The organism is Corynebacterium sp. HMSC08A12, from assembly GCF_001807485.1.
Taxonomy (GTDB): domain Bacteria; phylum Actinomycetota; class Actinomycetes; order Mycobacteriales; family Mycobacteriaceae; genus Corynebacterium; species Corynebacterium evansiae.
The window spans coordinates 1-19526 of sequence record NZ_KV789165.1; the positions used below are offsets into that span (position 1 = coordinate 1).

17 protein-coding genes and 1 riboswitch are annotated in these 19526 nt (G+C 63.9%); of the genes, 15 read left to right on the top strand and 2 right to left on the bottom strand.

Annotation, left to right across the window (positions count from 1 at the left end):
• Positions 1–682 precede the first annotated feature (682 nt).
• Positions 683–1042, bottom strand: coding sequence for a DUF4333 domain-containing protein (locus HMPREF3166_RS00390; RefSeq protein ID WP_070487212.1), 360 nt, complete (start codon positions 1040–1042; stop codon positions 683–685).
• 256 nt (positions 1043–1298) lie between these two features.
• Here HMPREF3166_RS00390 and HMPREF3166_RS00395 point away from each other — a divergent pair, with 256 nt between their 5' ends.
• The 4 genes from HMPREF3166_RS00395 to HMPREF3166_RS00410 all read left to right on the top strand — a co-directional run bounded on the left by HMPREF3166_RS00395 (position 1299) and on the right by HMPREF3166_RS00410 (position 4679).
• Entirely contained in the window at positions 1299–2672 is a 1374-nt protein-coding gene (locus HMPREF3166_RS00395) for a sodium/glutamate symporter (RefSeq protein ID WP_049049921.1), read from the top strand.
• A 66-nt stretch (positions 2673–2738) separates the two neighbouring features.
• The gene (locus HMPREF3166_RS00400) at positions 2739–3626 is read left to right on the top strand and encodes a sulfurtransferase (protein ID WP_070487213.1); all 888 of its coding nucleotides are present in this window, start codon (positions 2739–2741) and stop codon (positions 3624–3626) included.
• An 11-nt stretch (positions 3627–3637) separates the two neighbouring features.
• Positions 3638–4204, top strand: a complete 567-nt coding sequence (locus tag HMPREF3166_RS00405) for a PTS sugar transporter subunit IIA (RefSeq protein WP_070487283.1) — start codon at positions 3638–3640, stop codon at positions 4202–4204.
• 40 nt (positions 4205–4244) lie between these two features.
• Entirely contained in the window at positions 4245–4679 is a 435-nt protein-coding gene (locus HMPREF3166_RS00410) for a hypothetical protein (RefSeq protein ID WP_246816880.1), read from the top strand.
• A 44-nt stretch (positions 4680–4723) separates the two neighbouring features.
• Here the strand turns inward: HMPREF3166_RS00410 and HMPREF3166_RS00415 are convergent, their stop codons facing one another.
• On the bottom strand, positions 4724–5602 hold the full coding sequence (locus HMPREF3166_RS00415; protein ID WP_246816881.1) for an SDR family oxidoreductase: 879 nt from the start codon (positions 5600–5602) through the stop codon (positions 4724–4726).
• Between the two features lie 227 nt (positions 5603–5829).
• Positions 5830–5939, top strand: a riboswitch (glycine riboswitch).
• A 49-nt stretch (positions 5940–5988) separates the two neighbouring features.
• Between HMPREF3166_RS00415 and gcvP the strand changes: the two genes are divergently transcribed.
• From gcvP to HMPREF3166_RS00470, 11 genes are all read left to right on the top strand, one after another.
• Positions 5989–8940, top strand: coding sequence for an aminomethyl-transferring glycine dehydrogenase (gene gcvP, locus HMPREF3166_RS00420; protein ID WP_070487215.1), 2952 nt, complete (start codon positions 5989–5991; stop codon positions 8938–8940).
• A gap of 48 nt (positions 8941–8988) precedes the next feature.
• Positions 8989–10158, top strand: coding sequence for a glycine cleavage system aminomethyltransferase GcvT (gcvT, locus tag HMPREF3166_RS00425; RefSeq protein ID WP_035004865.1), 1170 nt, complete (start codon positions 8989–8991; stop codon positions 10156–10158).
• Positions 10159–10276: 118 nt separating this feature from the next.
• Positions 10277–10660, top strand: a complete 384-nt coding sequence (gcvH, locus tag HMPREF3166_RS00430; RefSeq protein ID WP_035004863.1) for a glycine cleavage system protein GcvH — start codon at positions 10277–10279, stop codon at positions 10658–10660.
• Positions 10661–10683: 23 nt separating this feature from the next.
• Positions 10684–12375, top strand: a complete 1692-nt coding sequence (locus HMPREF3166_RS00435; RefSeq protein ID WP_246816882.1) for a type III secretion system chaperone family protein — start codon at positions 10684–10686, stop codon at positions 12373–12375.
• 48 nt (positions 12376–12423) lie between these two features.
• On the top strand, positions 12424–12990 hold the full coding sequence (gene pyrE, locus HMPREF3166_RS00440; protein ID WP_049049915.1) for an orotate phosphoribosyltransferase: 567 nt from the start codon (positions 12424–12426) through the stop codon (positions 12988–12990).
• Between the two features lie 9 nt (positions 12991–12999).
• Positions 13000–13683: a TrmH family RNA methyltransferase gene (locus HMPREF3166_RS00445; RefSeq protein ID WP_070487217.1), complete on the top strand. Its 684-nt coding sequence runs from the start codon at positions 13000–13002 to the stop codon at positions 13681–13683.
• A 401-nt stretch (positions 13684–14084) separates the two neighbouring features.
• Positions 14085–15398 carry a glycoside hydrolase family 76 protein gene (locus HMPREF3166_RS00450; RefSeq protein WP_246816886.1) on the top strand — a complete coding sequence of 438 codons (1314 nt, stop codon included), beginning with the start codon at positions 14085–14087 and terminating at the stop codon, positions 15396–15398.
• A gap of 191 nt (positions 15399–15589) precedes the next feature.
• A complete protein-coding gene (fbaA, locus tag HMPREF3166_RS00455) occupies positions 15590–16624 on the top strand; it encodes a class II fructose-bisphosphate aldolase (RefSeq protein ID WP_005297034.1) in 1035 nt (344 codons plus the stop codon).
• A 14-nt stretch (positions 16625–16638) separates the two neighbouring features.
• Entirely contained in the window at positions 16639–17178 is a 540-nt protein-coding gene (locus tag HMPREF3166_RS00460; protein ID WP_035004850.1) for a DUF3151 domain-containing protein, read from the top strand.
• A 17-nt stretch (positions 17179–17195) separates the two neighbouring features.
• Complete coding sequence (locus HMPREF3166_RS00465; RefSeq protein ID WP_070487218.1) at positions 17196–18140, top strand: endonuclease/exonuclease/phosphatase family protein; 945 nt, start codon at positions 17196–17198, stop codon at positions 18138–18140.
• Between the two features lie 10 nt (positions 18141–18150).
• The gene (locus tag HMPREF3166_RS00470; protein ID WP_083293770.1) at positions 18151–19389 is read left to right on the top strand and encodes an FUSC family protein; all 1239 of its coding nucleotides are present in this window, start codon (positions 18151–18153) and stop codon (positions 19387–19389) included.
• Positions 19390–19526 lie beyond the last annotated feature (137 nt).

Sequence of the window (19526 nt, forward strand, 5' to 3'; positions counted from 1 at the left end):
TTTCTCAGTCCAACTAATGGGGAGCAGTTCATTCCGGGTGGGGCGTTTCTTCACGTTTGCGCTTCATGTGCGCCGCAGGCTCCTTGTGAAGCTTGGCGTCTCAGGCTCCTTGTGAAGCTTGGAATGTCGCTAGAACGGGAATACGTCGGCGCCGGTGCTGGTTCTCAAAAATCCAAAACCCTCTGACCTGCACTTATGCAGTAATAAAAATTGTGCCCACTAACGCATTCTCGTTCTAGCGACATTTGTGGTTATGGAATCCCGGTTTGGCGACATCTGCGGGCGTGGAGTCCTGTCTCGGCCACACTTTGGGGTGCTTGTGGGAGGTGGAAAAGGTGCCAAAGGGCTTAAATGTCGGAAAAGTTGCAAAACGTTCTGACGGGCTCTGGCGGGCGAGTTGTAAAAACTCCCTGACCAGCACTTTTGCTGTAGTGGAAAATGGTGTCAATAACGTTCTGCAAGATTTCCGACATTTAGGCATGCGGAAAGCTATTTAGGGCATGCAAAAGGGGATTTAGGGCACGCGGGGAGGGGGGCGAGCTGGTGCCAAGGGGCTAGTGGCAGGGGCGGTTCAGCTCCTGGGGGCACCAGTGCTGTGTGGCCAGTGCGCCGGTGCCGTGTAGCTGGTGCGCCAGCGCCGTGTGGTCAGCGCGGGAGGCCGGGGTGTGACGTATTTGTGGAACTATTCTGGCTGGTCAGCGACCTCGACGTTGTAGTGAACGTCGTTGCCATCGACCTTGTCTGCGGTGACGTCAACACTGTACGTCTCACCGGAATCGTGCAGCTTGCACTCAATCTTCGCACCCTCTTCCGCTTTCAGGCCGCTGGGGCATTCAATACGCTCTGGCTTGCGGCCAACCTCCTCCTCCAGGGAATCGGAGATGCCCTTCTCCACGTCTTCTTGGGCTACTTCTCCTCCTCCTAGCAGTGAGCAAGCGCTCAGGCCGGTGACGGCCAGTGCGCCGGTCAGAAAAGCGGCGCCGAGGCGCTTGGAAAAGTAGGCGGAGCGGGCGGAGTCAGCGGAAGTGCGGATGTTCTTCATGTAGGGCAGTCTCTTTCTCTCGTTCATGGCTGGTGTCTCGCTGTTATGCCTGCGTTAGGCATCCGGGGTATGGAATGTCGCCCCTTGGCGAAATGTTCCCCAGCGTGCAGTACGCTGCACAGTTCGAACTTAACCGATGCTGAGTGTGTTTGCCCGGGAAACGCAGGCGTCAATAATAAGGTGCGATAAAATGCCCAGAGCAACAGAGCACACACAGCACAAAGAGAACAGATAGAGAACAGAAGAGGGAGCCTCCATGGACTTTACGGTCTTTGACCTGCTGATGGATGTCGGCATGATTTCGGTACTGCTGATCATCGGCACGTTCATGAGGCGCCACTTCGAATGGTTCCGCAACCTCCTGATCCCCGCGCCGATCACAGCGGGCCTGCTCGCGCTGCTCCTCGGGCCAGAGGTGCTGGGCCTGCTGCCGTTCTCCGGAGCACTGGGCGATTACTCCACTTTGCTGATCGCCGTGGTGTTCGCCTCCATGCCGTACAGCATGACCTTCGCCTCCAACGATGCCTCGAAGGCGAAGAACATGTGGGGCTTTTCCACCTCCATGTTCCTCGGCCAGTGGGGCATCTTTATGCTGCTTGGCCTGCTGGTTTTCGCGCCGATTTTCGATACTCCAGAGTGGTTCGGCATGATGCTGCCCGTCGGTTTCGTCGGTGGGTTCGGCACTGCCGCGGCCGTTGGTGGCGCCTTTGGGGATATTGGTGCGGACGCCGCCATGTCCCTGGGCTTTACTTCCGCGACCGTCGGCACGCTAGCCGCGATCATTGGTGGAATTATCTTCGCGAACTGGGGTATCCGCACCGGCCGTACTTCCACCCTGCCGGAGAAGCTGCCGTGGGAGCTGCGCTCGGGCCAAATCGAGGACGAGGCCAAGCAGCCCTCCATCGGTAAGGCCACCACGAACCCGTCGTCGATTGAGCCCCTGGCTCTGCACGCCGGCTTCATTGCCGTGACCGTGATGTTCGCTTACATCGCGCAGCAGATTATCGGCCACTTCTTCCCGGCGGTATCGGTGCCGCTGTTCGCTCTGGCTTTCGTGGTGGGCATTGGCGGCAAGGTTTTCCTGCACGTCATCAAGCGCCCGAAGTACCTGGACCAGCAGACGGTGAAGTCGATCTCCGGTGCGTCGACGGACTTCATGATTGCCTTCGGTATCGCCTCCATTAAGCCGGATGCGGTGGCGAGCTACCTGGTTCCGCTAGCGATCCTGTTCGTGCTGGGTATTGCGTACTGCTGCCTGTTCTTCTTCGTCTTCGCGCCGATGTTCTTCGGTGATAAGTGGCTGGAGCGCGGCATCTTCGGCTGGGGCTGGGCTACCGCCGCTGTGGCTACCGGTATTGCGCTGCTGAAGATCGTGGACCCGGATCTGAAGTCCGGCACGATGAACGAGTACGGCATGGCCTACGTGGGCTATGCGCCGATCGAGATTGGCATGAACATCCTCGCTCCGATTGCGGTGATAGCCGGCCTGACCTGGGGTATCGGTGGTATAGCGACGGTTGCAGCGGTGGGCATTATCGTCTTCGCTGCAGTGCGGGGTTGGTTCCCAGAGAGAACAGGGAAACGGCCGGGCAAGGGGAAACGCTCCGGCAAGGCGGCCGCAGCGGGATAGCGTGCGCAACATCGGCGGGATAGCGTGCGCAACATTGGCGGGCGCGAGGTTCTAGACTAAGCAACTATGAGCAACTCTTCTGCCCAACAGCAGCCCGCCAGCCCCTTCGTCTCCGGTGAGGAGATGCTGGAGGCTTTCCAGCGGGGCGAACGCATGACCGTGATCGACTCGCACTGGGCGCGCACCGAAAACAGCGCCTGGGAGGCATACGTGGGGCAGCACATCCCCGGTGCCATGTTCTGTAACCCCCTGATGCACCTGGCTTCTATCCCGTCCCGTCACAAGGGCCGCAACCCTCTTCCCGAGCCGGAGCGCCTGCAGAAAAGCTTCGACGATTGGGGCATTACGGATGGTCGCCCTGTTTATATTTATGACGCCGGCGCCAACCTCTACGCGGCTCGCGCATGGTTCATTTTCCGTTGGGCAGGTGTGCAGAATGTCCGCATCCTGGACGGCGGCACCAAGTCTTGGGAAGCCGCGGGCGGCGACGTTGCCGGCGGTATCGGAGCACTGCGCGGCCGGGGCAACGTGGAGGTTCGTCCGGGCAGCATGCCGACCCTCGACCTCGAGGAAGTGGAGCAGTGGCGCGAGGAGCGCATCCTGGTGGATGCCCGCGAGTCCTCCCGCTATTCCGGCCGCAAGGAGCGCTTCGACCACCAGGCGGGCCGCATCCCCGGGGCGATCAATGTCCCGGTCAAGGAGCTCTTCAACAACCACAGCGAGCGCGACAGCAGCGCCAGCGGCCGTGTGAAGACCCCGGAGGAGATCCGACAGATCCTCGCCGACCACGGTGTGACCAGCGGCGACGATGTGTGCGTGTACTCCGGTTCGGGCCTGCACTCTTCGCTGTTTATCGCCGCGATGGAATACGCGGGCCTGCCGGGCGCGAAAAACTTTGTAGGAGGTTGGTCCCAATGGTCCGCTTCCGCCTCGCGCCCCATCGAGCGCGACTAAACTGCGGGAGTATGGATCCCAACTTCTCCCTGGATCCCCGTAGGCCTGGCCAGCAGCGCGAAGTGACCGCACAGAACCACTCTGCGAAGTTTCCCGTTGTGACCCCGCTGGCGGGGACAGCCGTAAGCCTCGATTCCGTCCCCGACCCGATCCTCGCCACCGGCACCATCGGCGCCGGTGTGGCAGTGATCCCCGATGCGGGCGTGGAGGTCGTACAGATCCTCGCGCCCATCGGGGGAGTGATGAAGCGCGTGGCGCCGAACATGTTTGTGATCCAGACGCAGCCCGCGCCTGGAGGTTCTCACGCGGAGATACTGGCCGACCAGCCGTCGATCTTCATGCAGTTGGGGGTGGATACCGGGCGCCTCAACGGCCAGGGATTCGACGTGCACGTCCAGGAGGGCGACCTGGTGCGTCAGGGAACTCCCGTGTGCACGTACGCTCCCCGGGAGTTGGGCCGGATGGGGTTCGATCCGGTGGTGATGGTGTTGGGGTTGCAGATGGGGGCGTCAGAAATAAAGCTAGACGTGTTCTCCGGCGAGCCTGTGATGGGCGGCGACAACCTGTTCTGGGTGTAAAGGGGGTGCGTGGGCAATGACGCGGAGGATCTTTAGCATCATGTCGGTGGTCGGCATGATTCTGGCGCTATCGCGGGTGGTGGAGATTTTCACGCCGCAGCAGCTACAGAGTATCGCCGGGGTTTATTTTGCGGTGTTGGCAGTGCTGCAGGGGTGGCCACTGGCGGCCACGCAGCGCAATAGTTATGGGCATCGGCGACACCCCGTGAACCGCCTGTATACGCTGATGAGCAGCATCGGGCTGGTCGGGACGGCGCTGCTGGCGATGGTTTTTTATGTGACTTCGCCGTTGTGGTTGATTGTCGTCGCGGGGATGCTGATGATCATGGGGATTGTCGGTGCGGCGGTACTGGCACTGTTCGCCGCGCCGTGGGATGACTGGTCCACCCGCCGCGGGCGCGATGTCGACGACGAGCTTTTCCTGCGCGACGACGAGCCCGTGGAGGACGTTTGGGACAAGAGCTTCCGGACTTAATTCGGACTTAAGCGGCGCGGGGCCGGCGCTGGGCGGGCGCGTGCCTATAGCCCATGCTTCCGGTTGATCAGCCAGTGCATTGTCGTGGTCGGCAGCACGCGCGAGAGCGGGAAGACCACCGGCGCCATCGAGCCGGTCGCGTACAGCGGCTTGGGCCGGGTGGCGGGGATGGGCTTTAGGATTTCCTCGGCCACGCGCTCGGCGGAGATGCCGTTGGCCTCGTTGTTATCCAGGTTCGTCAGCATGGTGGTGAACTCCGCGCCGTAGGGGCCTTGCAAGTCCACGTACTTCGTGCGCCGCGTGGATAGTCCGGTGTTGATGGAGCCGGGTTCCACCACGGACATGCCCACTCCGAATGGCTGGACCTCGCGCCGGGCGGCGAAGGCGAATCCCTTGATCGCGGCCTTCGAGGCGACGTAGCTGCTGCGGTAGGCGAGCGGGAAGCTGCCCAGCATGGAGCCGACCATCACGATGCGCCCGGCTCCTTGCTGTCGCATTGTCGGAAGGATTTTCTTTGTGACGCCCACTTGTCCCAGAACGTTGATCTCAAACAGACGGTGCAGGGCATCGTCGGGGAGCTCCTCTAGGGGGCCGGATTGGCTTTCGCCCGCGTTGTTGACCAGCACGGTCGGCGGGCCGAGGGCGAGGGCGCGGGTGGCGAACTCGTCGATGCTGGCGGGGTCTTCGAGGTCGAGGGGGAGGTATTCCACCCCGTCGATGGGGTCGGTGATGTTGTCGGGGTTGCGGCTGGTGCCGATGATGCGGTCGGGGGCGTAAGTGCCTGCGCCGGCCTTGAGCTCCGCGAGGGCGGCTACGGTTGCCCGGCCGATGCCGGAGGAGGCGCCGGTAACTATGGCCACTCCGCCTTTGACGGCGGGCAGCGGGCGGGAAGGGGAGGGGAGAATGCTGGAAAGTTTTGCCATGCTTATTATTTTGGCTGCTGGAGTGGGGGTATGCGGACGGAATGAGATTTTTCGCATTGTCCGGATTCTTTAGTGATCCGTCGCACTACGGCTATGATGTGGGAGAAAACTGCATACATTTTTGCCGCTTTTAGCTGTGGTGGGAGAGGCTCGGCGCTTGTCACGCGCCGGCCGCCGACGGAGCAATTCCTCCCCGGGACACTCTCAGGCCCCAAGTACCGTCACAGTGAGGCAACTCTGGAAAGACCTGCGCGCAGTCGTGTGCACGCGGGCGCCGAAGGAGAAAAGCCGGGTAGACCGGGTGAAGCTCTCAGGCACAAGCGACAGAGTGGGGAGGGCTCCTTTTAACGACCGTGCACTTACGACCGGAAAGTCCCTATAAAGCCATGTCTTCTGCAGCTACTCGCCGTAACTCAGCCCCCTTCGTTCAGCGCCACATCGGCCCGAACCAGGCCGATACCCAGGAGATCCTCGATTACCTGGGCTACGAATCTTCCGTCGCGCTGGCCGACGATGCCCTTCCGAAGTCCATCCGCCAGGCTGGCCCGATCGGCCTGCCGGAGGCGCTGGACGAGACGGACACCCTGGCCACCCTGCGCGCTTACGCTGACAAGAACGTGCAAAAGCAGCAGCTGATCGGCAATGGTTACTTCGACACGATCACCCCGGCCGTGATTCGCCGCAACGTGGTGGAGAACCCGGGCTGGTACACCGCTTACACCCCCTACCAGCCGGAGATTTCCCAGGGCCGCCTCGAGGCTCTGCTGAACTTCCAGACGATGGTGCAGGATCTGACCGGCCTGCCAGTGGCTGGTGCTTCGCTGCTGGACGAGGCCACCGCCGTGGCCGAGGCCGTGCAGCTGATGGCTCGCGGCAATGCGAAGGCCGCCAAGAAGGGCGGCGTGGTGCTGCTGGATTCCTCCCTGCACCAGCAGTCCATCACCGTCACCCTGGCGCGCGCCGAGGCTGCGGGTATTCCGGTGGAGGTCGTGGACCTGGACGGCGAAGATGCTGCCGCGGCGTTCGAGGGTTGCGAGAACCTGGTCGGCGTGGTCCTTTCCAACCCCGGTTCCACCGGCCGCGTCCGCGACCTGTCCGGTCTGATCTCCGCGGCAAAGGAGACCGGCGCCCTGGTCACGGTTGCCTGTGACCTGCTGGCTCAGGTTCTGGTGACCTCCCCGGGCTCCCAGGGCGCGGACATCGCCGTCGGCTCCGCCCAGCGCTTCGGCGTGCCGCTGTTCTTCGGCGGCCCGCACGCGGGCTTCATCTCCTGCACCGAGGCTCTGCAGCGTAAGCTGCCGGGGCGCATCGTGGGCGTGTCCGTGGATGCTGAGGGCACCCCGGCCTACCGCCTGGCTCTGCAGACCCGTGAGCAGCACATTCGCCGTGATAAGGCCACCAGTAACATCTGTACCGCTCAGGCTCTGTTGGCTGTCGTCGCCGGTTTCTACGCGGTTTGGCATGGCCCGGCTGGTCTGCGCGCCATCGCCGAGGGGGTGCACGCCCGCGCGACCGCCCTGGCCGTTGCCCTGTCCGAGGCTGGCCTGACGCTGGCGCACGATACTTTCTTCGACACCGTCACCGTTGACGTGTCTGGTTCTTCTCTTGGGGACGCCCCCACGGCTCTGCGCGCCGCAGCCGAGGCAGGCTACAACCTGCGCCAGGTTAACGATTCCTTCGTCGGCATCTCTGTCGGCGAGTCCACCACGGACGAGGACATCGCCAAGCTGATCGAGGTGCTGGGCTCCCGCACCGGTGAGGTCAACTCCGCGGGCTTCGACGTCACCGCCGGCCCGCTGGGCGAGGCCGGCGTACTGCGCGCGGATGACGAGGAGATCCTGACCCACCCGATCTTCACCGCTATCACCTCCGAGACCCAGATGATGCGCTACATGCGCAAGCTGGCCGACCGCGACCTGGCGCTGGACCGCACGATGATCCCGCTGGGTTCCTGCACCATGAAGCTGAACGCGGCTTCCTCCATGGAGCCGATCACCTGGCCTGGCTTCGCAGGCATCCACCCGCACGTCCCGGCCGAGCAGGCGCAGGGCTGGCTGGAGCTTATCGAGGACCTGGAGCAGCGCTTGGCGAAGATCACCGGCTACGCCAAGGTTTCCGTCCAGCCGAACGCGGGCTCCCAGGGTGAGTTCGCTGGCCTGCTGGCGATCCACCGCTACCACCAGTCCCGCGGCGACGATCAGCGCGACATCGTGCTGATCCCGGCCTCCGCGCACGGCACCAACGCTGCCTCTGCGGCGCTGGCGGGCCTGAAGGTCGTGGCTGTGAAGAACGCCGAGGATGGCTCCATCGACGTGCCGGACCTGGAGGCCAAGCTGGAAAAGTACGGCCAGCAGACCGCCGCCATCATGCTGACCTATCCCTCCACCCACGGCGTGTTCGAGGAGCAGGTGCGCGACGTCTGCCAGAAGGTTCACGACGCTGGCGGCCAGGTGTACGTCGACGGCGCTAACCTGAACGCCCTGGTCGGCCTGGCCCAGCCGGGCGAGTTCGGCGGTGATGTGTCCCACCTGAACCTGCACAAGACCTTCACCATCCCGCACGGCGGTGGCGGCCCGGGCGTGGGCCCGGTATGTGTGGCAGAGCACCTGATCCCGTTCCTGCCGACTGATCCGAACGCCGACGTCATCGAGGGCGATGCTGCCCTGCAGTCCGGCCAGCCGGTCTCCGGCGCGCAGTACGGCTCCGCTGGCGTGCTGCCGATCACCTGGTCCTACATCGCCCAGATGGGTGACGAGGGGCTGACTGAGGCCTCCCGCATGGCCCTGGTGAACGCCAATTACGTTTCCCGCAAGCTGGAGGACTACTTCCCGACGCTGTACAAGGGCGACACCGGCCTGGTGGCCCACGAGTGCATCCTGGACCTGCGCGAGCTGACGAAGGCCTCCGGCATCACCGCCGAGGATGTCTCCAAGCGCCTGATGGACTTCGGCTTCCACGCCCCGACCCTGGCCTTCCCGGTCGCCGGCACCCTGATGATGGAGCCCACCGAGTCGGAGGACAAGGCAGAGCTGGACCGTTTCATCGAAGCGATGATCACCATCCACGGGGAGATCCAGGAAGTGATCGACGGCAAGGTCACCGCCGAGCAGTCCGTTCTGCGCCACGCGCCGTTCACCGCCTATTCTGTTGTGCGGGACGACTTCGAGGAAGCTGTATCTGGTGGTCACTTCAGTCGCGCCAAGGCCGCATACCCGGTGGCCAGCCTGCGACACACCAAGTACTTCACCCCCGTGCGTCGTATCGACAACGCCTATGGCGACCGCAATCTCGTGTGCACCTGCCCGCCCCTGGAAGACTTCGCGATTAACGAGGACTAGGGTCCGCTGGGGCTAAGGGCGTCACAAAGAGAAGAAGGAGAACAAGACATGACCGAACTTAAGAAGACCGCGCTGCACCTGGTGCACGAGAAGCTGGGCGCGCGATTTACCGACTTCGGCGGCTGGGACATGCCTCTGAAGTACAGCAGTGAGCTGGACGAGCACCACGCTGTACGCAACGCCGTGGGTGTATTCGACCTCTCCCACATGGGTGAGGTTCGCGTGACCGGCCCGCAGGCGGCGGAGTTCCTGGACCACGCGCTGATTTCCAAGCTTTCGGCCGTGAAGATCGGCAAGGCGAAGTACTCGATGATCTGCACCGAATCCGGCGGCATCATCGACGACCTGATCACCTACCGCCTGGGCGAGAACGAGTTCCTGATCGTGCCGAACGCGGGCAACGTGGACAACGTGGTTTCCGCGTTGCAGGGCCGCACCGAGGGCTTTGACGTGGAGGTTAACAACGAGTCCGACGAGACCGCCATGATCGCCGTGCAGGGGCCGAAGGCCGCGCAGGCGATGCTGGAGATCGTGGAGAACGTGGTGGATGCACCCGAGGCATCCGGCGCGGGCGAGACCGTTGCCGAGGCTATTGAGGGGCTGGGCTACTACGCCGCATTCCAGGGCGTTGCTGCAGGTCAGCCCGTGCTGGTGGCCCGCACCGGCTACACCGGCGAGGACGGCTTCGAACTGATCGTGGCTAACGACGGTGCGGAGATCGTGTGGACCAAGGCCATGGATCAGGCCGGGCAGCTGGGTGGCCTGCCGTGTGGCCTGGCCTGCCGCGACACCCTGCGCCTGGAGGCCGGCATGCCGCTGTACGGCAACGAGCTGTCGCTGAAGCTCACCCCGGTCGATGCGGGTCTGGGCATTCTTGCGGCGACGAAGTCGAAGGACTCTTTCGTTGGTCGTGACGCCATCGTTTCCGCTAAGGAAAAGGGCACCCAGCAGGTGCTTATCGGGCTGGCGGGCGAAGGTCGCCGCGCTGCCCGTGGGGGATACGAGGTGTTCGCCGGTGACGGCGAGAAGGCCATCGGTGCCGTGACTTCCGGTGCACTGTCGCCGACGCTGGGCCACCCGGTGGCTCTGGCGTATGTTGCGAAGTCCGCGGTTTCCTCCGGCGCGGCTGCCGAGGGCGCGACCGTGGAGGTGGACATCCGCGGCAAGCGCTTCGAATACAAGGTCGTGGCGCTGCCGTTCTACTCCCGCGAGAAGTAACGAGCGAGCGCAAGAAAGCGTAAGTAACGCAAAAGGGTTGTCTGCCCGCTGGTGTAAGGTTTGGGCAGGCAACCACAGAAGTAGCCACACAAGGTTTCACAAGAGAGGCTTAAGAACAATGACTGCACTGCCAACCGATTTCCTGTACTCCGAGGAGCACGAGTGGGTTAACACCTCCGCCGTCGTGGAGGGCGAGACCGTGCGCGTGGGCATTACCCACATCGCCGCTGAGGCGCTGGGCGACATCGTGTTCGTCGAGCTGCCGGAGGTTGGCTCCGAGGTCGAGGCCGGCGAGGCTTTCGGCGAGGTTGAGTCCACCAAGTCCGTTTCCGACATCTACGCACCGGTCTCCGGCGAGATCGTGGCTGTGAACGAGGCGCTGGAGGACAACGCTGGCCTGATCAACGAGGATCCCTACGGTGAGGGCTGGCTGTACGAGGTCAAGGTGACCGAGGCTGGCGAGCTGATGGACGCTGAGGCTTACCAGGCGGCTAACGAGTAAAACAAGACCCTATGGTCGGTTCCATGTTCGCGTTAATCCTCGGCTTGGCCCTATTGGGCCTTGCCGTGTGGTTACTCCTGCGCGCAAAAGATAGCGACGCAACCGGCGCCGACGGAGCCGACGGAAACGAGGGGAACCGCGGGTACGGCGAGTACAGCGGGTATAACGGGGACTGGTCCACGGATGAGGGCTATGAGGATGGCAGCTTCGAGGGCGACTCCGAGGGGGAGCCTGAGGGCAACGAATGGCCCGAGGATGAAGACGGCGAGTGGTCCGAGGCGGATGACGAAGAATGGTCCGCAGCATGGGACGGCCCGCAATTCGACTCGTGGTCCGAGGGCGACGATGAGTACGGGGAAGAGTACGGCTACGAAGACGAGCCAGGCGAATATACCGCCGAATACCCGGCCGATGCGCCTGCGTCTGCGCCCGCGTCAGCAATGGCGGCTTTCGGTTTTCCCCGGAGGCGGCGTCGCCAATGGGCGGCCGACAACGGCTTCGAGTACACGAAGGAAGACGGCGAGGTCGCGCGCGACTGGCCCATCGCCATCCTGGGGGATCAGCGGCGTGGGGTGCCGACGCTGCGCGAGGTCGTCAGTGGCTTCGTCGACGGGCACCAGGTGCACATCGGCGACGTGGGATCGTCCACGCTGATGGCGATGCGCCGGGTGGAGGAATCCCCAGTTCAGGTGCTGTATTCCGCTGATGGTGCACAGCCCCCTGGCATGCGCCGCACCGACCTGTTGGACCAGCCCCCGTTCGCCGCATACACCACCGACGTCCGCGCGCTGGACCGCATGCTGGACGCCCGTGTGGAGGACTCCCTGGCCGCACTGTCGCAGGTCGCCCGCGACGTGGCATGGGGGCAAAACTGGACGGTCGTGCGGATCTCCCGCAAGCTCGACTTCAATGTGTGGCAGGAGATCCTGCCGCGACTGCGCTCCCTGGTGGATGCCGCGATGGTGCTGCCCCCAGCGCAGACCAGCGCGCCGCTGGAGATGCTCACCGCCGACCAACTGCGCCCCCTGCCCGGCGGCCCGCTGCAGGTGAACACCGCCGACCCGGTGAACCAGGAGGAGATCGAGGAGCAGGCCGCCGAGACTTCCTCCCGCCGCGCGGCCTACCTGCAGGCTGTGCCTGATGGCGCTGCGGATGATGCGGGCGGTGCTGGTAGTGACGCCACCGCCTCCGCCGCCACAGACTCCAACCTCGCGCAGGACAGCACTGCCCGCGCTGAGGAAGCTGCCGCACACGCGGAAGTTCCGAACCCGGAGCGGCCCGACATCACCCGCCCCGCCGAGCCGGTGACCTTCCCCTCTCGCACGCACACGCGCTGGGAAGGCGGAGACCCGGACAGTTTCAACAGCTTTGCCGTGGGCGACTACGACGACCCCGCGGAGGATGACGACCTCCACGCGGGGCGGCGTCGCCGCCGCGACGGAGGCATCCCGCGCCTGGGTGAAGACCCCGAGCACATGAGCTCGCACAATTCGCAATATGCACAGGTCATCCGCGTCGAGGCGGAAGAGGCCACCATTTTCGAGGAGTTCGAGGAGACCAAGTCCACTGCAGTGCGCCTGTCTCCTGTGACGCAGCGTCGGCGGAGCGGTGGGCGTCATCGTGCGCCAGAGGCACGCCACGCCCGCCCTGAACCCATCGAACCGATCGAGTACGAAACCGTCGACGGCGAGGTCGTCGAAGACGACCAGCAGTAAGCCCCGCCCGGGCACAGACAACGGCACAGACAAGAAGGAGAAACCGCAATGATCGATGAAGCCAAGAAGCAGCGCCTCGCCGAGCTCGTCAAGGAGCTGGCGGTGGTGCACGGGCGCGTGACCCTTTCCTCCGGCAAGGAGGCCGACTACTACGTCGACCTGCGCCGCGCGACCCTGCACCACGAGGCATCTCCGCTGATCGGCGAGCTGCTGCGCGAGCTGACCGCCGACTGGGACTACGCACACGTCGGCGGGCTGACCCTGGGCGCGGACCCGGTCGCGACGGCGATCATGCACGCTGGGTCAGCTGGCGCTGGCGAGGCTGCCGGGCGCACCATCGACGCTTTCGTCGTGCGCAAGGAAGCCAAGAAGCACGGCATGCAGCGCCGCATCGAAGGCCCGGACATTGAGGGCAAGCGGGTACTGATCGTTGAGGACACGACCACCACGGGCAACTCTCCGCTGACCGCCGTCGCCGCAGCTCGCGAAGCTGGCGCGACCGTCGTTGGCGTGGCCACCGTCGTGGACCGCGCGACCGGCGCCAAGGATGTTATTGAGGCCGAGGGAGTCGAGTACCGCTCTCTGCTGGGCCTGTCCGACCTGGGTCTTTCCTAGGTATTTTTGATGACGCCCACCTCCCCCGAATCACACGATAAACCCGGACCGACGGAGTGGCTGGAGCATCCCCGAGGGGTGCGCAGCTGGGAAGAAGAACACCCCAACCAGCCCCGCCCGACGGATCCGCGCTTCGACCCCGAGCTGCTGGATGCCGGGGACACGCGCAACGTGGTGGATGCCTACCGGTACTGGAAGCAGTCCGCGATCATTGCGGATATTGATACCCGGCGGCACGCGCTGCATATCGCCATTGAGAACTTTGAAAACGACTCGAACATTGGCACCGTCGTGCGGACTGCGAATGCCTTCGCGGTGGACACCGTGCACATTGTCGGGCGGCGGCGCTGGAACCGGCGCGGGGCGATGGTCACCGACCGCTACCAGCACTTACAGCACCACGCGACGGTGGGGGAGGTGCTGGAATTCGCCGCCCGGGAGGGGCTAGTTGTGGTGGCGGTGGATAACACCCCGGGATGCGTGCCGCTGGAAACCGCGAAACTGCCGGAGCGCTGCCTGCTGCTGTTTGGCCAGGAGGGGCCGGGGGTGACCCAAGAGGCGCAAGATGCTGCGCGGATGACGGTTTCTATTGCTCAGTTTGGTTCGACGCGGTCCATTAACGCCGGTGTGGCGGCGGGGATTGCGATGCATGCGTGGATCCGCCAGCACGCGGATCTCTCCCAGGCCTGGTAGTTGCCTGGTTTGGCATCCCGCGTGCTTTTTCGCCCCTCCGTCACCCCGCAAATGTCGCTAGCGCACCCCGCAGATGTCGTTAGAACGGGAATGCATGGGAATGCTCCGGGCGTTGGGGCTAGGAATTGGGGTCCTGGTGAGCGGAATGTCGCTAGAACGGGAATACGTGGGCGCGCGTAGCGGTCTCCGAAAAATGAAAACGCTCTGACCTGCATGTTTGTGTAGTTGGGAATTATGGTCTTTAACGTATTCCCGATCTAGCGACATTTGACTGCTGGGCAGCGCAGTTCCGGAGGAGGGCTAGACTGTTCTGCAGAGCGCTACAACCGAGTGAGGTGTGCAGAGTGTTTAATCTTCCCGGAAAAAAGAAGCGGGGTAGCAAGTCGTCGCAGGTAGGAGACATTTCTGCGGTGCCGCAGGAATCTGTGGAGGGGCAGACGGGTACAGAGGCGGCTGAGCAAGCCGGGCAGGCGGGTATAGGGGCAGCCGAGCAGGCAGAGGCCGCCGAAGCCTCGCCAGCAGAATCCCCCAATCCCAACCAGGAGCTCATCGAACGCTGGGACCACCGCGCGGACCTCGCCTACCAGGCGGTTTATGAGCGCCACGCCAGCCGCCTCTGGGGCATCCCACGCACTACGCTGGGGGTCATCGCCTGGCCGCCGACGACTCGCGACCGCATGTTCGTCCGCTGGCACTACTGGTGGCAAGCCCATTACATCGACAACCTCATCGATGCCGCCATCCGCCGCCCCACCCACTCCCGGATTTTCGCCATTCGCCGGCACCTCCGTGCCATGCGCATCCGCAACCTCCGCCCCCTGACCGCCAACCACTACTACGACGACAAGGCGTGGCTGGCCCTGGCCTTGCAGCGGGTGGCGAATACTCCGAAGATCCAGGCAAAACTCGGCACGCCCCGCGAGCTGGAACCCCTGGTGGAGAACATTTTCGAGGGCGTGGATAGCCTCACGGGCGTGTTGCCGTGGCGCACGCAGGAGACTTTCTACAACGTCCCCACTAACGGCCCCGCCGCCATCCTCGCCGCACGTAATGGCGATATCGAGACGGCGGAGCGCCTGATCGACTGGACCTTTGACAATCTCATCAACGAAGACGGCCTGGTCATGGATGGTATCCACATGCGGATGGCCGGTCCGGAGCCCGTCACGGCGGTGCACCCTTATTGTCAGGGCGTGATGATCGGCGCGTGCGTGGAGCTCGCCCTCGCACGCAGGCGTGCAGCTGGGGTGGAGGATCGCACGGTTTCAGATGTGGGCGTCAAAGAAATAACCCGCATCCATGGCCTGCTCCGCGCGATCGAGGTGCACCTTACCGACAGCGACGGTGCGATCAATGCGCGCACTGCGGGCGGTGATGGCGGACTGTTTAATGGCATTCTTGCTCGTTATCTTTCTCTTGTTGTTGAGTGCTTGCCGACGCCAGGTCGGCACGGCACGGAGGCTGTGGCCATTGCCCGGCGGATTGTGTTGGCGACAGCCGAACAGGTGTGGCGCTTCCGCTTGGAGGTTGATGGGCTGCCGGTGTTCTCTGCCGATTGGTCGAAGGATGCGACGATGCCGCAGGCCGGTGGTTTGGTTGGCGCGACGATTGCGGGGGCGGTGGCGAGCTCCGATATTGCGGAGCGAGATCTATCGGTCCAGCTTTCCGGGTGGATGCTGATGGAGGCGGCGGCGCGTACCATCGCGGCGGAGTAGCGGCGCGACAGTAGCAGTGGTGGGCAAGTAGCGAGAGCCGGGTAGACGAGCGGCGAAAGGCAGGGTGTAGGCAGGGCGCGTGGGCATAAGGGGGAGTGCTCGCCGGAGTGACTGCACGGCGTTGAATTTGTGGGCATAATTGTGGGCGGAGACCTACCTGCCCTATTTCAAGGAATTGAAGGAGCATCGAAATGCCTATTGCAACCCCCGACGTCTACCGCGACATGCTGGACAATGCGAAGGAGAATGGCTTCGCATACCCCGCGATTAACTGCACCTCTTCCGAGACCATCAATGCTGCTCTGAAGGGCTTTGCGGATGCGGAGTCCGACGGCATCATCCAGTTCTCCACCGGTGGTGCCCAGTTCGGTTCCGGCCTGGCCGTGAAGAACATGGTTGCAGGTGCGGAGGCCCTGGCTGCGTTTGCTCACCAGGCTGCTAAGCACTACGGCGTGAACGTTGCTCTGCACACCGACCACTGCCAGAAGGAAGTTCTGGACGAGTACGTCCGCCCGCTGATGGAGATCTCCCGCAAGCGCGTGGAGGCCGGCGAGAACCCGCTGTTCCAGTCCCACATGTGGGACGGCTCCGCTATCCCGATCGACGAGAACCTGGAGATCGCTAAGGATCTGCTGGCTGACGCGCAGAAGGCCAACATCATCCTCGAAGTGGAGATCGGCGTTGTCGGTGGCGAGGAAGACGGCGTGGAGGCCAAGGCCGGCGCTAACCTGTACACCACCGAAGAGGACTTCGCTAAGACCGTTGATGCTCTGGGCACTGGCGAGCACGGCCGCTACCTGCTGGCCGCTACCTTCGGCAACGTCCACGGCGTGTACAAGCCGGGCAACGTGAAGCTGCGCCCGGAGGTTCTGGACATGGGCCAGAAGGTTGCGGAGAAGAAGCTGGGCCTTTCTGAGGGCTCCAACCCGTTCGACTTCGTCTTCCACGGCGGCTCCGGCTCCGAGAAGGAGAAGATCGAGGAGGCCCTGCGTTACGGCGTGATCAAGATGAACGTGGATACGGACACCCAGTACGCCTTCACCAACCCGGTTGCCCGCCACATGTTCACCAACTTCGACGGTGTGCTGAAGATCGACGGCGAGGTCGGCAACAAGAAGGTTTACGACCCGCGCTCCTACCTGAAGAAGGCTGAGGAGGCCATGTCCGTCCGCGTGGTGGAGGCCTGCAACGATCTGCACTCCGCTGGCACTTCCGTCGCTAAGTAGGTTCCGCTAGCACGATGGCAGAACAGATTCGTCACAGTCGAGACCTCTTCGGCGCGGAGCACCCGGAGGTGCGCCTGCCGCAGGAGCTGGCAAGCTCCATTCCGGTGGAAGGTGCTGCAGGTGCTGGCGGTGGTGCAAGTACTGCACAGTCGCGTGAGTCGCTGGAGGTCGCGGTCTCGGAGAACCTGAAGGATTCCGGCGCATGGGCCGCCCTGGCTGAGGTGCTGCTGGCCGAAGGTCAGCCCGTGCAGGCCTACGCCTGCGCCCGCACCGGCTACCACCGTGGCCTGGATGCCCTGCGTGGCAATGGTTGGCGTGGCACCGGCCCGGTCCCGTGGAACCACGAGCCGAACCAGGGTGTGCTGCGCGCCATCGGCGCGCTTGTCCAGACTGCACGTGCCCTCGGCGAGGACGACGAGGTCGTGCGCTGCCTGAACCTGCTACACGACTGCGACCCGGCGGCAGCCCCAGCGCTGGGGCTCGACGGCTCCGGCAAGAAGGCCGAGCCCAAGCCCATCACCGAACCCGGCGCCACCCCGCCCGCCGAGGGCTAACCTGTGCCTGAACGGAAATGAACCAACGCCGTTCTTTCTCTCTGCCAGCCCCGAGCCGCGGAGTGAACCGGAACCTCTGCATCGCCACGCTAGTCGTGGCGATACTTTGGATGTCCAGCATCCTCTGGCCCGCAGAACCCACAGCCGGCTGGCCTTTCGTGGCCGAAATACAAGCCAGCGCCTGGGTCGCCGGTGTGCTCGCCGCGGCGGGCATCGGCATCCTTCGCTCGGTACGCCGCGCGGCGTTGTGCGCGGTGCTGGCTCTGCTGGCGGTCTTGATCGTCCCGCGCGTGCCGGCGCCCAATTTTTCGGACGCCACCAACCCGACCCGCGTGTTCTCCCTGAACACCTACTGGGGCAAGGCCGACGATAAGCGGATTGCGCGTGCGATCGACGAGCTCAAACCGGATGTCGTCTTCCTCCTGGAGACGAATGCGGAGGAAGTTAGCAGCGTGGCGGACAAGACCGGCTATTTGCCTATGACCCAGCCGCGACCCGGCAACGATCGGGCGGATAATGTTGTGGCGCTCGTGTCGGCGTCATATAAAGAAAAAACAGGGGCGCACGGCAACATGGTCCGTGGGCTCACTCGCTTCCAGACCCCGCGCGTGAATGCGCCGCTACACGGCAACAGTGAGTTCGTGGGTGTGCATGCGGTGGCGCCGGCGAAGGACGACCGCCCGGCGTGGGAGCGCGACCTGGCGAACCTCAGCGAATGGGCGAACTCCCGGCGCCACCTGGTGCTGGCAGGCGACTTCAACGCAACGCGCAGCCACCCGCGCTACCGCGACTTCGAGCTCAGCGACTGCACGGGGCACCTGGCGCACACGCCAACGTGGCCGGCGGTGTTCCCGGTGATCCGGCTGGACCACATCATGACTACCGGCGAGTGCCTGGATGGTGGAACGAAGCGGATTTTAGGTACTGACCATCTGGCGGTGTGGGCGGACGTAACCACCTAAACTGGCGGGCATGGCAGAACCACAACCGCGGCCACGGACCGCTAAAGAGATGTGGGGCGAGCCGGCCAACCGCCTGCGCCCCGGAGTGCGCGCCGCAGCCCGGAACCTGCGCCGCATCGCGCCGGTGCAGGGTGCGATTCGCGTGCGGGAGGGGGTCGTCTTCGCCATCCAGTGCGCTATTGGTGCGGGGCTGGCACTGCTCATCGCGGAACAGATTTTCGACCACCAGCAGGCCTTCTTTGCGCCCATCGCAGCGGTGTTGAGCCTTGGTGTGAGCGCCGGAAAGCGTCTGCGGCGCGGCTTCGAGCTGGTGCTCGGTGCTTCTGTGGGCGTGGGCATCGGCGACCTGGTGATCAGCAACATTGGTAGCGGATACTGGCAGGTCTCCGTGGTGGTGCTGTTCGCCATTCTGGTGGCGACATTCGTGGATAAGTCGGTCTCCGTGGCTTTCCAGGCCGCCAGTTCCGCGGTGCTGGTGGCGACGATCCTGCCGCCGGGATCTTCGGGTTCGTTAGACCGAATGATCGACGCGCTGATCGGTGGCGTGATCGGCATTGTGGTGCTGGCGCTGGTGCCGAACTCCCCGTTGCGCCCGGCTCGGCGGGAGGTTTCCACGCTGATTTCGAAGGCAGCGCTGGTGCTGGACGATGTGGCGCAGGGGATGGAGGAGCGCGACGCGGCGAAGATCACCAAGGCCCTGGAGATCGCCCGCGGCACCCAGACCTACGTGAATGCCCTGCTGACGAACGTGGGCGGCGGGTCGGAGGTCGTGGCCGTCTCGCCGATCTATTGGACGGCCCGGCGGCATGCGAAGTCGATGAACCGCATCCTGGTGCCCGTCGATAACGTGATGCGCAATGCGCGCGTGCTAGCGCGCCGGGCGGAGATCATGTTGCTGGACGAGATCGAGCCGCCGGAGGAGATGACCGAGCTGATGCGCGGTATCTCTAACGAGCTGGGCCAGCTGGGTGCTTTGTTCGCCGAGGGCGGTACGCGCGGCACCCGTGATGAGGCCGTGGAGATCCCGGAGATCGTGCGTGCCCTGCAGAAACTCGCCGCGGAGGCGGACCTGGCCATCGCGGATGGTACGGGTTTGTCGGGCACGGTGGTCTTGGCGCAGTGTCGCTCGATTATTGTTGACGCCCTGCAGGTCTGTGGCTATTCGCGTGAGTCGGCTATGGCGTTTCTGCGGCCGACGGTGGACAGGCCGTGGCAACCGCCGGAGGTGTGGGACGACCTGGAGGAATAGTCGGGGGCTACGAGTGGAACCTTAAGAGCGGCGATAGTAGATTCTTAAAGAAGTTGGGGAATTGTTCCCCACAACGGCTTAATGTCGTCTCGCTCTACTATGAGGTATCTCTTATGATGTTTCTCCGCTCCCGCCGC